Origin of the sequence: Paenibacillus sp. FSL H7-0942, from assembly GCF_045040715.1 — a bacterium.
Lineage (GTDB): Bacteria > Bacillota > Bacilli > Paenibacillales > Paenibacillaceae > Paenibacillus > Paenibacillus amylolyticus.
In genome coordinates this window covers 1445508-1460095 of the sequence record NZ_CP150279.1, presented here as the reverse complement: position 1 = coordinate 1460095, position 14588 = coordinate 1445508, and the positions used below count along the sequence as shown (strand labels likewise).

16 protein-coding genes are annotated in these 14588 nt (G+C 49.2%); 2 read left to right on the top strand and 14 right to left on the bottom strand.

Annotated elements, in window-relative coordinates; translation table 11 throughout:
• Nucleotides 1-43: 43 nt before the first annotated feature.
• The 12 genes from MHI48_RS06450 to MHI48_RS06395 all read right to left on the bottom strand — a co-directional run bounded on the left by MHI48_RS06450 (nucleotide 44) and on the right by MHI48_RS06395 (nucleotide 9791).
• Nucleotides 44-1183: a baseplate J/gp47 family protein gene (locus MHI48_RS06450; protein WP_036668843.1), complete on the bottom strand. Its 1140-nt coding sequence runs from the start codon at nucleotides 1181-1183 to the stop codon at nucleotides 44-46.
• Between the two features lie 4 nt (nucleotides 1184-1187).
• Complete coding sequence (locus MHI48_RS06445; protein ID WP_036668842.1) at nucleotides 1188-1643, bottom strand: DUF2634 domain-containing protein; 456 nt, start codon at nucleotides 1641-1643, stop codon at nucleotides 1188-1190.
• A complete protein-coding gene (locus tag MHI48_RS06440) occupies nucleotides 1636-2046 on the bottom strand; it encodes a hypothetical protein (protein WP_036668841.1) in 411 nt (136 codons plus the stop codon). Before MHI48_RS06440 ends, MHI48_RS06445 begins: the two co-directional genes overlap by 8 nt.
• Nucleotides 2039-3025 carry a hypothetical protein gene (locus tag MHI48_RS06435; RefSeq protein ID WP_036668838.1) on the bottom strand — a complete coding sequence of 329 codons (987 nt, stop codon included), beginning with the start codon at nucleotides 3023-3025 and terminating at the stop codon, nucleotides 2039-2041. Before MHI48_RS06435 ends, MHI48_RS06440 begins: the two co-directional genes overlap by 8 nt.
• Nucleotides 3022-3654 carry a LysM peptidoglycan-binding domain-containing protein gene (locus MHI48_RS06430; RefSeq protein ID WP_036611596.1) on the bottom strand — a complete coding sequence of 211 codons (633 nt, stop codon included), beginning with the start codon at nucleotides 3652-3654 and terminating at the stop codon, nucleotides 3022-3024. The genes MHI48_RS06435 and MHI48_RS06430 overlap by 4 nt, the downstream gene beginning before the upstream one ends.
• A 56-nt stretch (nucleotides 3655-3710) precedes the next feature.
• Nucleotides 3711-5387 (bottom strand): hypothetical protein, encoded by a 1677-nt coding sequence (locus MHI48_RS06425; RefSeq protein ID WP_036668835.1) that lies wholly within the window; start codon nucleotides 5385-5387, stop codon nucleotides 3711-3713.
• A 24-nt stretch (nucleotides 5388-5411) separates the two neighbouring features.
• Entirely contained in the window at nucleotides 5412-5555 is a 144-nt protein-coding gene (locus MHI48_RS06420; RefSeq protein ID WP_181151033.1) for a hypothetical protein, read from the bottom strand.
• Between the two features lie 14 nt (nucleotides 5556-5569).
• The gene (locus MHI48_RS06415) at nucleotides 5570-6004 is read right to left on the bottom strand and encodes a phage tail assembly chaperone (protein ID WP_017690174.1); all 435 of its coding nucleotides are present in this window, start codon (nucleotides 6002-6004) and stop codon (nucleotides 5570-5572) included.
• 176 nt (nucleotides 6005-6180) lie between these two features.
• Entirely contained in the window at nucleotides 6181-6588 is a 408-nt protein-coding gene (locus tag MHI48_RS06410; RefSeq protein WP_036611426.1) for a phage tail tube protein, read from the bottom strand.
• A 222-nt stretch (nucleotides 6589-6810) separates the two neighbouring features.
• Nucleotides 6811-8274, bottom strand: a complete 1464-nt coding sequence (locus MHI48_RS06405; protein WP_405143467.1) for a phage tail sheath subtilisin-like domain-containing protein — start codon at nucleotides 8272-8274, stop codon at nucleotides 6811-6813.
• Nucleotides 8274-8480, bottom strand: a complete 207-nt coding sequence (locus MHI48_RS06400; protein ID WP_405143465.1) for a hypothetical protein — start codon at nucleotides 8478-8480, stop codon at nucleotides 8274-8276. The genes MHI48_RS06405 and MHI48_RS06400 overlap by 1 nt, the downstream gene beginning before the upstream one ends.
• A 387-nt stretch (nucleotides 8481-8867) precedes the next feature.
• A complete protein-coding gene (locus tag MHI48_RS06395; RefSeq protein ID WP_405143463.1) occupies nucleotides 8868-9791 on the bottom strand; it encodes a hypothetical protein in 924 nt (307 codons plus the stop codon).
• A 435-nt stretch (nucleotides 9792-10226) separates the two neighbouring features.
• Between MHI48_RS06395 and MHI48_RS06390 the strand changes: the two genes are divergently transcribed.
• Nucleotides 10227-10571 carry a DUF3139 domain-containing protein gene (locus tag MHI48_RS06390; protein ID WP_036668830.1) on the top strand — a complete coding sequence of 115 codons (345 nt, stop codon included), beginning with the start codon at nucleotides 10227-10229 and terminating at the stop codon, nucleotides 10569-10571.
• A gap of 4 nt (nucleotides 10572-10575) precedes the next feature.
• On the opposite strand, the gene MHI48_RS06385 is transcribed toward MHI48_RS06390, so the two are convergent.
• Nucleotides 10576-12426 (bottom strand): DUF4127 family protein, encoded by a 1851-nt coding sequence (locus MHI48_RS06385; RefSeq protein WP_405143461.1) that lies wholly within the window; start codon nucleotides 12424-12426, stop codon nucleotides 10576-10578.
• 344 nt (nucleotides 12427-12770) lie between these two features.
• Between MHI48_RS06385 and MHI48_RS06380 the strand changes: the two genes are divergently transcribed.
• Complete coding sequence (locus tag MHI48_RS06380; protein WP_405143459.1) at nucleotides 12771-13253, top strand: hypothetical protein; 483 nt, start codon at nucleotides 12771-12773, stop codon at nucleotides 13251-13253.
• 93 nt (nucleotides 13254-13346) lie between these two features.
• Here MHI48_RS06380 and MHI48_RS06375 read toward each other — a convergent pair whose 3' ends face one another.
• Complete coding sequence (locus MHI48_RS06375) at nucleotides 13347-14306, bottom strand: hypothetical protein (protein WP_405143457.1); 960 nt, start codon at nucleotides 14304-14306, stop codon at nucleotides 13347-13349.
• Between the last annotated feature and the right edge of the window lie 282 nt (nucleotides 14307-14588).

Genomic DNA, 14588 nt, shown 5'->3' with positions numbered 1-14588 from the left:
TCCGCACTCCAAAACTACTTCTTCGTCCACCATCTGCCCAACACTACTCATGCACATCCACCGTCCCCAGAACCGCCACCTGACTCGCGGTTATCTCAATATTCTGGTCGTTCACACCGTTCACGGTAAGCTCCGAATAGTCGATAATGGGCGGAATGTCCAGCAGGATCGCAGCAATGCGAGTGTAACGAACGAGTGGATCGGCAAAAGCCAACTGTTTCAGATACGCGGTCACCCCGCGTTCGATCAATGCTCGTACATCGGCGAGTGTCGCATCACTTGCCAGAGTCAGTTTCACCTGAATATTCATCGGCACTTCCACCGCCGACATCACAGACACTACTGGCCCCGCCGGTGCAACGCCTTCACCCTGTCCATCCTGCGTGGGGTCAACGTACTTCTGCACAGCCGCCACCAGATCGGTACCCGCAGCACGTTTGTCCGTGTCTAACAGATACAATCCCACCGTGCCTGGCCCCTGCCATAAAGGAATGACACGCGTTGCGCCTACACCTGGTACTTCACTGGCCCATTGCACATATTGCGACTTGTTGCCACTGGTCCCCTGATTGCGGACTTTGGCATAAAAGCGTTCCAGCAACGCCGTGTCTGCCTCAATATCTGCACCGCCTTTGATCACATCAACGTTCGTGACAGAAGTCACGCCACTTACAGGTGTAGACAGCACAGTTACCGTGCCCGCAGGCACATTGCTCTCTTTTCCGGCAACAAGCGCTCGCACACCTACCACCCCGGAGCCCTCTGCATCCAATTCCAAACGCCCCACCGTTTCATATTCGAGCGAAGCTTCAGCAGATACTTCATCCGCGAGTGTAGCCACGACCGTTCCCGCAGGAATCACCTTGCCCGGCGTACCCACGAATCTAACCGAACCTTGTGCAACTACCGCAGCCCGCCGCGTAATGCCATGCTCTCCTGCCCGCAGATCCAGCTCTTCCGAACGAAAATTCGGATCACTGCTCGCAGCCGTACTTGCAAACCCCCGCCGAAGTAACTCCTGTGCCCACAATGCAGCCTCAGACAGCATAAACGCAACCGGAGCCTCCGCATCCCACAGAAACGATCCTTCCGACTTATCCAGATCCGCGGGCAGACGATCCAGCATACGCTGCATAATCTGTTCCTCCGTCTGGTCCTCCAAATAACGCGGAATCTCAGCCATCCCGTCAGATCACCTCACTTTCCAGAATAAACATCTCTTCCTGCACACTCGCCACCCGGCACGAGAACATGCACTGCTCCCGATTCCAATCAAACGTGAACTGGTCTACCGATTCCGTGCGCGGATCAGCCAGCAACGTTTCCGTCACCATCCGGGTAATCTCACTTTCCATCACACCCCGGCTGTCACCCTGACCCACCAGATCCTCCAGCTCCGAACCGTAGTTTCGGGAATAGATCACATGTCTGTATCTTGGCGTTTTCACGGCCTTAATGCACCACTGTACCCAGGCTTCATGCCCACCAGCCGCAGCGACTTTACCACTTGGGGTCAGTACAAAATCCCCTGCATCGTAATCGAATCGCCAGCTCCGTCCAAAGCGTACCTCTTCCGAAACCGCCCCCGACAGATCCTCCTCATCTCCCCAGACCACACCCGTTTCCGGGAACAAACTAGGCATGCGCACTCACCACCTTACACAGCACCACAATGTCGTTACCGCCATTCACTCGCATCGCCAGTACGCGATCTCCGGCTTTCAGACCTTTGCCAAGAGACAACACCGTTTCTTCCACTTCCTCTTCTTGCAATAGAAACCGTCCCGTGCCCGTTGTTCCGCCGTTTGCCACGTCAGGTATACCCGAAATCGCGCCAGCAGCCTCGCGCTCCGGCAGTCCAAGCGTGCCCGGCAACTCGGCCACGAGATAGTCCTGCACTTCGTGCTTGAAATCATCCAGCTTCACGCCGGACGAGGTCATCGTACCCAATACCGCGCCCAGCCCGCTCACAGCCTGACGAGAATGTGTACTCATCGCACCCCGCATGACGTCGGCAAAATGCCCATACGGATCATCTTTATTCAAGGTAATACCTCCTTTTCACCAGCTCAGCCGTCCCCAGTTCCAACGTCATCGTTCCAGGTCCGGCAGACAGATCACGGCTAACCGACATGACGATTAGCTTCAGCCCTTTTAACAACACTGCGTCCCCGGCGCGAATCGTATTGATATCCGGTGCTGATATCGTAAAGGTCTCCTGAATACCCGTCAGATGACTTTTAGCCAGTTTTTTCGCGGCGGTTGTGGATTTCACCTGATCGTCCTCGATCAGCTTTTGCAATGTGCCCAGTTCTTCCACATTATCCTGCTCAATCGCGAGCACTTTGGAAGGAACTTCTTTGCCACTGCCAGACTCCGACGCTGCCATCACCTTAACCTTGGTGACCGCCCCTTCGAGCGTACGCATCTGGGTCAGATCAATTAGTCGATCAAGTTCATACACCTTTGCATTACTTCCAACCTGGAAGAGCTGCAACCCACCGGGCGTCATCCGTGGATGGTACATTTCCCCGCCGGACTTCGCCGTTTCTTTCAGATCGGCAAACATCATCGAGAAGATCGTCTGTGACCGATACACGGCTTTTCCCAGCTTTGTCTTGGTTTCTGGCAATGTAGCGTATGGAATCTTCCACTCTTTGGCGTAGGTTTTGAGTCGTTGCGTAGCGGTCTGATCCTTAGGCAACAGGAACTCGTCCTCTGATTTTTCCAGATATATCATTCGGTCGTACACCGTGAGAGATAGCCGCTTAGTGCCGCTGTTCGAGCTTTCCACCTCCCAGATGACCGCAGGATGCAGCAGATGAACCATGGATTTTTCGCCAAAAGGAACCCCGCTAATCCGCACCGCCATGCCCGGTGAGATCGAAGGCAGACCGGAAGATGCAGACACCGCCAGCCGGATGTTAGCCTGATAGGCAATCTGGTCAAGCGAGTCCTTCAGCGTAATCGTCTCCACCAACTTGGTGATGTCGTATTTGTCGTCGACAATGACCTTGTAGGTCATGGCATCACCAGCTTTTGTCCGGGCTTGATCCGGTTCGGATCACTCCCGATGATCTTTGCGTTGAGCTTGTAGATCTCGTTCCATTTGGAACTGCTACCCAGCTCAAGCTTTGCTATTTTGGACAGGGAGTCGCCAGATTTGACGGTGTAGGTCTTGCTGTTCTTTTTCAAATCGGTACGCGAACCTGACTTGCTCGCGGATGCCGCAGAGCCCACCTTCTCCACCTTGGAATCCCGCCATGTGCGTAGGGTCAGGTCGAAATAAATATCCCCTGTCTCCCCCCCACGAAAGCTCGAATTAAGCGAAACAATAAAAACAGGCACGTTCACGCCCGTCTCTGAAATGATGAAACGCAGCGGCTTTTTGGAGATGAGAAAAGTGTTCAACACATTCATCGCCACGCGTGGATCCAGAAAATATTTTTCATCCATGCAATAGGACGGATCATATCGTTTCGGAAAAAAAGAAGAGAAGGTGATCTCCTTCACCTTCTCCCCTTGTGCAAAATCAAACTCGCCATGCTCCAACATATTGACCGTTTCATATCCCTTAGATCTGGAAATATTAACTTCTTCAGGGTTTACCGGAAATTGAAATGGAGTATTGCCATCCTTCAACGTAAATGACATTTTGTTAGGACCAACTTTATCTTCAAGTACAGACATATCTGCGGCCTCCTTTCTGCTTAGGCCATAATTGTTTTGCGATTTTGCATCGCGCGGCGGAACTCATCAGAGATACGTTGCCCCACCTGATGAGAAACTGCGTCATAATCAATAGCGTTCTCCCGAACGGTCACTTGTACCGTACCCGGTGCAATATTCACAGCAATCTGGTTCGTCGTTTCCGTTTTGAAATCCTTAAGGTAACCTGCCAGACTGCTCATCTGTTCTTCGGAAATACGCACTGTGAGCGGCGAAGCTTTCTCATTGGGTTGACCCGCGTTATTCATTGCTACCGCTTGGGATTGCATCACACTTGTTCCCATAAGACCCGCAGCCGTCGGTGAACCAAATCGATTGTTCATGTAGGCTTCTGGACCGGTGATCGATAGAACTGCCGGCCTGTATGGAGGCGGCATCTGAGGTGCTATCGGTGGAGGGGGTGGTGTCTGCGTTGCTACAGGTGTTGAGGGTGACGTTATGACCGCTGCGGCTGGGGCGGTCTGCTCTTCCTTTTTAGAACCGAAACCAAAAAAACCTGCAACCCCATTGAACAAATTCGTCGTTTTCTCCGCCACGTAACTCGCTCCCTCAGAAGCAAATTTTGCTACTTTTGAGATGTCTTCCGCGTTGTTTTTTAGGAATCCACCTACCTTGTCACCAAGCCAACCGCCTGCCTTTTCACCCAGCCAACCGCCTATTGAACCGCCCAGCATGTTCCCAACCACCGGAATTGGAATTACACTGCCAAGTACGGTACCAATAGCTGTTCCTACTGCGTTACCAGCAACCGAACCCACAGCACGGGCACGATCCTCAGGTGGGGCGCTTGCAAGTTCTTTAATATTGTTATACATACGGAGTGGTGCGAACAATTTTCCCGCTCCTTTAACGAGGTTGCCACCAAGCTTGCTTATGATGCCAGACCCACCACTGCCTCCTGCCCCACTTCCGCTTCCACCTCCACCAAAGAGACCTTTTACATCGCCCCACAATCCATCGAATCCACCGATCAAATCGGACCCTGCGGACGAGAAATCATTCACAAATTTTGCCCCACGTTTTGTAACCTTGAACGCCTTTTTCAATTTATTCCCCGGTGTGGCAGGTGTTGTGATTTCTTTCCATAGCTTCTTCCCACTATTTCTTGCATCAAAGACTTTCCCCACACCAGATGAGATTGATTTCCCACGATCAAACATACCTTTCATCTTCTGCAAAAAAGTTTTAGGTTTCGCTTCGGCCGCTGGTGCCGCTCCAATATTGATAGAGTCTAGCTTGGTACTCAGCATATTAATAGATTGGGTATTTGTATTCAAAGCATCGATCAGTGGCTGTGAATTCACATTAACGGATACATCTGAAATCTGGTGGCTGACTTTGAGCTGCACACTAGCTGTAGCATTCAACATCTTAGATCGGATTTGCTTCATTTTTCTCAACAAACCATTTAATGCCGGAGTAGCACGGTCAACCAGATCAACCGTCGGTGTAATACGCAGCCTGCTGATTCGCACAGCCATACTATAAATATGCTCTAACCTGCGTCCAGTCGTTCTCAGTTCATTGTTCACCTTAATCAGACTCTGATAACGAACTCTGCCCAGACGTTCCGTAGAACGCTGAATCTGATCCAGATAACGAAGGGTTGTCCGCATTTCTGCATTAGATTTGGATAGACCTACAATCATTTCTGCCATTTCTTCACCTCCTGCCCTTTTTCGTTATCGATTCATTTGCGAAGTTATCGCTGACATTTCCTCTTCTGAGAACGCAATTAACAGCGAGCGCTCCCCGCGTGGCAAAGACCAGAACTCTCCGGGCCGGAGATGATGACGTACCCACATGTGATACAGGAACGTGGTCATCCCGCCGGAGTGAATCAGTTTTTTAGGTCTTCAATCTCCACACCAAAGCCGGACAGCTCCAGCACTTTATCACCTACGGCATCCAATTCACCAGCCAGTAACATACGACGTACTGCCTGTTCGCCACCGGACAACTTCATGCGGCCGGTAATGCGTGTGTCACCCCAGCCGGACAATTCCAGGCTGCGGACTTTCAATTTCACGGTCGCTTCGGAAATGAGCAGCGCGTTAAATGTTTCGGTATCCACCTTTTCCTCGGTGCGACCTTTGGTCGTTTTACGAATCGTACAGCGTTCACGAATGTGATCCACTTTGGAAGACGTCAGTCCACGCAAGGTCAACAGCAGATCCAGACGCTGAATGCGTACATTCTCCTCTGGCAAACGTTCTGCTGCTTCAAACAACTGATCCAAAATCTGTTCTTCGGACATATTTTCATTCATACTCATTGGGTGTTATCTCCTTCTTATTTCACATATGGGTTTATCTATGCCATCTTCCAAGCCTGTAGAGACAACAAAGAGACCGAGATCATCTCGGCCTGCAATGGTGCCCTTATTATTAATGAAGTAACTATGCAATCACGCTTGAGCAAACTAGCTCAATCACTTGCCTATTTGAAAGTTTAGTTCGCCACAATCGGATTCAGCAATTCAAATCCTTCAAACGTAAAGCCCGTTTCCTCAGGTACTTCCTCACCCGCTGTCCAGTTGGCAAGCTGGATTTTGTCCACCATGCAACCTCTAAGCAATACACTCTCATGTCCATACGATTCAGGGTCGTTTAGCTTGGAAATAATCTCGAATTTGGTGAAGCCGCGCTGGATCATATCCGAAGTGACTTTGTAGCCCGTCATCGTGCCTGTTCCTTTTTTCGCGCCGTTTTTGTGCACCTTCCAGTCGTTACCGACCAGGTTCAGCTCACGCTTTTCAATCTCCACACTCGCTTCCAACTTGTTAATGTTTGTCTGCCACACACCATCGATATGCAACTGACCATGGGTACCGAGAATTACTCTTGACGCATCCAACATATATTTTCCTCCTTGGGTTCGTTGAACTAATAAATATTACACGGTATAACTCCGCAGTCAGAACAATCTTCCGATCGCTGTTATCCCCAGATTTTTTTGATTCCTTTTCAAAAAGGGAAAATCCGGTGATAAAGGCGAGCGCTTCGCTTCTTCAGATTTTTTCTGCCCTCTCCGTTATCGTGTAAACCATCAGTTCAACATATAGTAATTATTCTAGAAACCTTATTGCACGTAAAATGTACCAAACAACTGCTCCATCACATCCGTCAGCTTTACATTCCATTGCAGGAATACCTGATCCGCTTCCGGCTTAAGAACTGGTGCTGCACCATAATACGCCGGGTCGAGAATGACATCATAACCGTCAGCTTCAATCACATTACTCTGTGCGAGCAACGCCAAATAGGCCTTCATGGCACTAATCAGTGCCTGACGACCCTCTTCGGTATTGTTCACTTTACCGATATACGTATCTTCCGCGGAGCGCTGCAAATCCGTGTTGATCGCGTCCAACACACGAATGGAACGGATTTTTTTCCACGCATTATTCTGTCCAGCGGCCGGAGTTACCAGGGTGTTTACACCGCGAAGTGCTTTTACCTGACGTCCATCATGAAAGAAAATAAATACGCCATTCTGTACCGCCTGCTCCTGTTCTGCACGCGTCCAGCGACGTGTCACATCATCGAACGGAGTAGCTGCATAGGTTGTGGATTGGTTCAGACGTTGTCCGGCAATCAGTCCCGCAACATAGGCGGACGTTTCCGCCGAGCTGTAGAATGCATCTCCAAGGCGAACGCCTGTACCGACATTAATCACACCTTCATGGTTGAGCGCAAGCGAACGTGCTGCTGCTTTTTGTGCTGCTGTAGCAGAAGTGTCATCCGCTGCGGAACCGCCAAATATAGCCACCACCGGTTTTCCTTCACTACGCACACGTTTCACCCATGCCGCAAAACTCGCAAGCAGAGGTGCATCGGCCGCCTGATCCAAAGCCAAGACGTCGAATTGCTCCCCTTCCAGCGCACCCTGTACAGCAATGTATTCTGCATTGGTCAGGTCATCGTTGCCACTTACGCCGCCTTTGAATGCCGCACCCGCAATTGTTGCAACTACACCTGCACCATCGCCAATCGCCTGAGCCGTTACCCAGACATTTTGTTCATCCGCGTTAATCTCTTTTGCCAGAGAAGCTGCTGTAATATCCGCTGTCAGGAGCGCATACAACATCCGATTACCTTCGAAGAGACGCACTTCATGCTTCGTATTATCAATCACACCTGGCTGGATGGTGACGTAGAATCCATTTGCACGATCCCCCGGATACTTCGCGTCCAGTTGCAGCACATTGGCATCACTGCTATCCTTCAAGGTAAGCGTAGCTACTTTGGCCGCAGCACTTGCTACCCGATAAGCGAGCAACTTCTTCGGCCCACCCAACAGGGCGAGCTTCAAGGAAGTATAAGCCGTACCGTTATCCAGCACATTCGCCGCATAAATACGTTCAATCGCCGCTTCGCTCCCTACTTCAACAAAAGTCCCTACCGGACCCCAGTTGGCCTTGATCGGCACAACGACGGTTCCCCGCGTACCCGCTTGAATGGCCGAAGATGCTGCCGCCTGAAAATTCATATATAAGCCCGGAAGGACCGGACGATTTGTTTGCTCCCAATTTCCACCTGCCATTATCCCTTCACCTTCGCTTTCATAAATTGGTTAAATCGTTCCTGCGTTTCTTCAATGGAAAACGTCTCTTGCGCCGCTTCGTACAGCGCACCGTACAGCACCTCTGCCTTAACGGCAAAGAGGGCTTCTGCATGATTCATCAGCTCGGCCCGTGTATACCGCGGGGCTGTCTGTTTGCTTTTTTTCACCGAGCTTGCCATTGCCATCTCACCTCATTTGTTGGAGTACTAATTTCGTGAAACGATGATCTTTAAGCTTGATCTATGAATTTTTGATCCTATGAATATGAAGCTATAATGTTAAAGCTACATCTATCATCTCAAAGCTATAATCTGGAACCACTCTTAAAAGTGCATGTTCAAAAAGATCGGTTTTCAGTACCCAGAAGATGGGATGAAGTTAGAAATGGAGTAGCAGAGCGTAGGGAAAACTACGTGAGCAACTACAATGTTTCCAAAGGAAACATACTTCGTAAGCTTATGCTTATTCGGCTGAATTCCATATTCGATGCTGATGATGCCGTTAGGCATCCTTTGTAATCAAAAGCGGGCTTTTTGAACAACCTCTAATAGAAGGTTCCTCTCGACTAACATTTACTCCATCCCTTTGCTATGGTGAATCTCACGGATCAAAGGTACATTCGTACCCGGACGACGAATCCGCTGTTGCAACGTCAGCCGAATCTGACCATTCAGATAGGCATCTGCCTGTAAATCTGCCGTGACTTCATCCACTGTGATATATCGCGTGTTACCTTCGTGCTCTTCGCCACCCGTTTCAGTGACGGCAAGACGAGATTGCACTGCAAGTTGCTCTACCAACCGAGTAACGGTCTGCCGTGTTAGCACCGGATGATCGGTGAGAACATGCCCAATCCACTGTTGTCGAACCTCCAATGCCGAAGTGCCCGCCACAGACGTGCTGCATCCAGCCAATCTCCACAAAACAGACGGCTTCTCGTACCCACCAGGCCAGATATCCCCATATACCGACCAGTTAGAGCCAAGTTCCTGATGTGTCCAGCCTTGAAGCGCAGCTAACCACGCGTCCCCTGTTTCAGCGAGGACAGCTCCCGAGTCTTCGGGAACATACACTCCGAACCGCAGACTGCGCGTAAGCATGCCAGACCCTGCATCCACCCGGTCACTATCTGAAGAACCCAGATAGATACAGGTGAATGCCCCACCTGCTTCATCCACCAGCCTTACCTGGTGCAACCCTTCGATTAGATGGGCTGACCAAGCTTCCACCTGTTCAGCGCCACCATCTTCTGGACGAGCGTATGGGGAGATTTTGATGATCCGTCGGTATCCCGCCCAGGCAGACTTCGGCACTTCTTCGGCAAACGCAACCACGGCACAAGGCCAAGCCAATACTTCGCCTGACGCAGGTACATCCAGCACACGACCGTCCCAATCTGGAACAAGTACCGCGAGCTTCTGTTTCAGCGTTTTTTTAATGAGCGTACTCATTTTACTGTTGCTCACGGCAGTGCTAATTTCATTTCTCATAGACACATTCATTTCGCCCCCTTTAGCTGCAAGTTTGAGATCTGCCCACACCGTGCAGCGACAATGCAGCAGCAGTAGACTCCCCCTTTTAACTCAGAGTCTGTATTCCGACCGAACCAATACCGGGACTACATTCACCGCATCAAAAAGACCGGCCACCTGGCCGGTCTGTACATTAGCGTATGTGCTTTCGGTGCGTCCCTTGTTATTGATCCGATAATACAATCTTACACCCTTTCATTCCTAGCGCGGATGGTGTTCCGTACGACTTCGGTGCGATTAAGGGAGTCGTTCGGGTGGAAAAAAGACGATTTCTGGAATCATCATTTTAAAGAATACCTAAGTAAGCTTTAAGATTAAATAATTGATAAATTTATCCAAATATATTAATATTTTATTATCAAATTCATTGTCTCTTACGTAAAAGAAGGAGAAATACCTATGAGTAAAACATTCAAGATCACTTCACTTGTCATCTTAGCATTTATACTCGGGATATCCTGCTGGGCTTACTTCGGACTGCTTGGTAATCCGCTCAAGAAAAATGATGCTGAACAACAGGTAACCACTTACCTGATTGAACAGAAAGGTTACTCACCGGAACAGCTTATCGAAGTACAAGGTACTTACTCCTCAAAAAGTTCTGAAGCACCTTACGGTGCCTCAGTAACATTCGCGGATGAACTCGAAGCGAAGTACCAATATATCATTTTTAACAACAGCGAGATTAAGCAGTACAGTCATACCAGTGATGATCCCAAACATGAGGAGCCCATGGTAAAATAACAGTTTAGTTCAACGTAACTTGCGGGTTCAACGTAATCTCAAATGCACGGCCCCAGATGAAATCAGGATTCCCATATTCCAGCAGCGCACTGCTATACGTCGCATAGGACAATTCGTCATTACAGATCTGCTTAATCGCCACATTGCCTGTCTGGAAGGCTGTTTTATTCGCAAGTGCCGTTGTGTAAGTTTGCATCAAGTCACGGAGCAATGTTTGCAAATGGGCATAGTCTTCCTCCGAGTTGAACAGCAACATATTTTGATCCGAAAGGGTAGCCACGTTGGTATACAGCGCATGGGCTCGGGAATATGTGCGGATGTCCGCAATCGCTACCGCTTTGTAGTAATAATCCTTCAGAAAACGCTTAAACAACAGCGAGCCATGCGCATTCATAGCATCTCGCAACTTATGCTCATGCTTCTCTGTTGTGATCAATGCGTACCTCGACTGCCCCATACCTACAGCAATACCGATCTTGTTACCTGGTGTATTCCATGCACTATAACCCAGAACCCGTCCGGTATATGGACTGCTCAGCAATGCTTCGGCAACATCAACATTGGCTGGTCCTTTACCCACAAAATCAATCAACACCGAAGGCAGACCTTGCTCACTATTCAGCGTCAATTGCTCCAACGCAACCTGCACCTGATCCAGAGCCGTAATGGCGATAATCTCAATGTCGATGCCCGTGTTCTCCCCGGAATTTCCCGGATGCCCCTTCGTCATACGATCCAGTTCGGAGGTCATGTCAAACGGGACAACTTGATCGGCTGCTACAGCCACTAGCTGTTCATTTTCCAAGCCAGCACCCACATCCGTCACCACTTCCGGTTCAGGATATGCCGAATCCGCTACAAGCACACCACCTACAATATCCACATGACGAACCACATTCTCGTGTACATCCATGTATTCATACGTGTTAATGATGGTATTGCCGTGAGGACCAAAATATTTCACTGCGTAACGTGTCCTCGCCCCGCCTCGGAACAACTGGTTAGCCATGCGAGCGACCAAAGCGTGCCCCAAACCATCTGCATCCGGCAAGATGATAGCACGATCCGGATTTTGCCCATTGGTTCCAACCAGCCATTCATTGATCCGCGCTTCTACATATTTGATTTCATTGATCTGAACACCCTGCGTGTTAGCATCGTCGACTCCAACTGCAAGGAAATCGATATAACCTGTGCGAGCCAGCTGATCTAAAATGTACAGATTTGTTTTGAATTTATGCTGTCTTGTATTGTAATACTGTTCTTTATCAAAATAGGTCGTTGTCCCATATTCCACTCCATCCGGGGACAGGTTATAACCCTCGATAATATCCTCAAACTCGGTGTATGTCTGACGTGGCTGCTGCATCAACGCACGGGACTCATTATATGCATCGAGCGCCAAGCCATCTGCAAACGAGGTCGTAGCCAAACGCATGATGGTGTCCATTACAAATACGGGTTTGCGTGGGTATTTCTGCTTGATCACGCGGATCACATCCAGCAAACGAGTGGTTTCATCATCGTATTCTGGATAGGCGCCTCCTCCATCTTCGCGGAGCTGACGACTGCCAATCAGACCGCCATAAGCGAGCATATCGGATGAGATTATGAATCCGTCGACCTTAGCAGCATGTTTCAGAATAAAGTCGTGAATCTTGGACGGTTTGCCATAAACCGGCGTGGAGGTGCCGAGCAGCGTTGTGCCATCTACGGTTTTCTCCGAGTCCAGACGATTCTTAATATCACTCAGGTTCGGTGTAACGATATGGATACCGGCTGCTTTCCCTTGCACAATCACATCATCCAGATTCGCTGGACGATCATCGAGTGGAACATACAATACTGTTTTCATATCACGTAGCCTCCTGTTATCTGTTTAGTCTTTAATACCCGATCAGGGCAAGGATGCAATCACCGAATTAAAAAACCGGCCCCCTAGCCGGCTGTACGTTAGCGTATGAGCTGTCGGTGTGTCTTCCTTGCTGCTGATCCGATAATACCATTTTACCGCCTTTCCCCACTCGTGCTGATGGTAATTGGGATGAATTACGCATGAATGTAGTCGTGTCCGGGGTGGTTAATTGGCGGTTTCTCGCGAGAAAATCCTATCGACAATCCAACCAAACCTATCCTGATGATGTTTATATGACATAAGTAGCTTTCAAATCCTACGAACAATAAAGGATGGATATGACCATGAAGAAAAGGTATTTCTTCTATCTTTGGATTGCTGTCACCAGTTATATGGCGGGCCCTGCTATGTATGCGTTGGGAATGTACATCTTATATCAAGAAACAGATGTTATAACAACATCTCTCATTGGATGGACCGCGGCAACATTCTTATCCGTTGGTATCCTGTTTATCCTGATCACAGTCATCATGCTACGAGTGTTCAACATCTATTATTTCTGGCTGCAAACCCTGCTCTTCGAGTTGTTTTTCCTTGTCCTCGTCTATATGACCACTGTTCTTCTTGGGGCTGGCAACAGGGGACTGCCCAAGCTGTCCTTTCTATTTACACCCGAAGGCATCTCCTTATGGATGTTCTGGGGGAGTATTGCACTTATGAGTTCCTGGGGAATATGGGCAGCGCGTCAGCCCGTACAAAAATCACCATACATGCTGGTGTCCAGAGTCATGCTGATCCTTTTTATCCTTGAAATTTGGCCCCGTTAAAAAGGTGCAGGCTGCCCACGATTCGGTAAACTAGAATAATGCCTAGAAGGGTGTCCGTCATGACGGACACCCCTTCTGAAATGAATGTTTATCTCACGCGATGATATAACGAAAGTTCTCCCATGTTTCCGGTACGGGCTCCCCGTTCTTGGCGTGGTGATAGAAGCTGAACGGGAATTTGAATACATGACCTCCGTTCCAGTCACGGGAACGTCTGTCGGTGAGCCAATATTCCAGTTCATGAGGGAGCGCCACTGATCGTTCCGCTCGTTCCAGTGGCAGCAGGTCTACGGGTGATTGCAATGTCGGCATCTCCTGTTCAATATCCACATCTCGGCTTAAGCGTAGTGCCTTCACCATGGTAAGGAAAGGCGGAATGCCTTTGTGGAATAATGCCGGATAACCCAATTCATATAATATGTTAAGCGCATGTCCATAGGTCAGCATATGACCGATCAGATCATGATGCGCTTCCGCGTGATATATGGTCTGGAACGCACCAAGCTCATCCAGAATCAGGCGTGACAACTGCGTTGGATCTTCGATCTCGGGGAAACCATCGCTGTTTTCCAGCTTCAGACTGCGAATTTCTTTCATCGTTGTGTTCATCCAAGATCTTCCCGGGATGGTTCGATCGAATGAATCGATCAGTTCAACCAGCCGACCAATATCCTCTGCAGTGCCCCATCCATCCAGTTCGCGAATAGCTTTCAGACTGATTGCCCCGTAGATGGCCTGGTGTCCAACCCAGTGCAACTCTCCAATCGTTCGATCCAATGCGTCCGTAATACGCGCTTCAGCATCTTCCCTGGGCATCATCTCACCAATCGGAGAGGTCTGACCAGGGCTGATTCCATGCTGGCGAAGCATGGCTTTTGCTTCGGCGGTAACACTGCCGGCGGCAAGGGCAGTGAGACGATTTTCCCGCAACCAAAAATATGCCGCAATCGCACCCGCCCCATAATGGGCGTGCCACAGATCTCCTGTACGTTCCCGACTGGAAACGATAATCGCTAGTCCATCTTCCAACAAACGTCGATCCAAGCTTGCCACCACCCTTCATCATCTGTAAGCCTGACAGAACAACCTTCCAATCACTGTTATCCCCAGATTTTTTTTCGATCCCCTTTCCTAAGGGAAAATCCGGTGATAAATGTGAGATTATGCTTACGAAGTAGCTTTCTTTCAGAAAGCTTTCAGCTTCGTTTTTTCAGGTTTTTTCTGTCCTCTCCGTTATCTTGTAAATTTAGTTCAACTTATATATCCTAATTAATAAATAAAGCGTTTACTTCTATAACATGATGGAAATGCTCCACATATGCCCGTTTTGCCCCG

Excerpts from the sequence above, each read along its gene's own strand:
- MHI48_RS06450 (WP_036668843.1), bottom strand. The coding sequence starts at position 1,183 with ATGGCTGAGATTCCGCGTTATTTGGAGGACCAGACGGAGGAACAGATT.
- MHI48_RS06445 (WP_036668842.1), bottom strand. The coding sequence starts at position 1,643 with ATGCCTAGTTTGTTCCCGGAAACGGGTGTGGTCTGGGGAGATGAGGAG.
- MHI48_RS06435 (WP_036668838.1), bottom strand. The coding sequence starts at position 3,025 with ATGACCTACAAGGTCATTGTCGACGACAAATACGACATCACCAAGTTG.
- MHI48_RS06430 (WP_036611596.1), bottom strand. The coding sequence starts at position 3,654 with ATGTCATTTACGTTGAAGGATGGCAATACTCCATTTCAATTTCCGGTA.
- MHI48_RS06425 (WP_036668835.1), bottom strand. The coding sequence starts at position 5,387 with ATGGCAGAAATGATTGTAGGTCTATCCAAATCTAATGCAGAAATGCGG.
- MHI48_RS06420 (WP_181151033.1), bottom strand. The coding sequence starts at position 5,555 with ATGACCACGTTCCTGTATCACATGTGGGTACGTCATCATCTCCGGCCC.
- MHI48_RS06415 (WP_017690174.1), bottom strand. The coding sequence starts at position 6,004 with ATGAGTATGAATGAAAATATGTCCGAAGAACAGATTTTGGATCAGTTG.
- MHI48_RS06410 (WP_036611426.1), bottom strand. The coding sequence starts at position 6,588 with ATGTTGGATGCGTCAAGAGTAATTCTCGGTACCCATGGTCAGTTGCAT.
- MHI48_RS06405 (WP_405143467.1), bottom strand. The coding sequence starts at position 8,274 with ATGGCAGGTGGAAATTGGGAGCAAACAAATCGTCCGGTCCTTCCGGGC.
- MHI48_RS06400 (WP_405143465.1), bottom strand. The coding sequence starts at position 8,480 with ATGGCAATGGCAAGCTCGGTGAAAAAAAGCAAACAGACAGCCCCGCGG.
- MHI48_RS06390 (WP_036668830.1), top strand. The coding sequence starts at position 10,227 with ATGAGTAAAACATTCAAGATCACTTCACTTGTCATCTTAGCATTTATA.
- MHI48_RS06385 (WP_405143461.1), bottom strand. The coding sequence starts at position 12,426 with ATGAAAACAGTATTGTATGTTCCACTCGATGATCGTCCAGCGAATCTG.
- MHI48_RS06380 (WP_405143459.1), top strand. The coding sequence starts at position 12,771 with ATGAAGAAAAGGTATTTCTTCTATCTTTGGATTGCTGTCACCAGTTAT.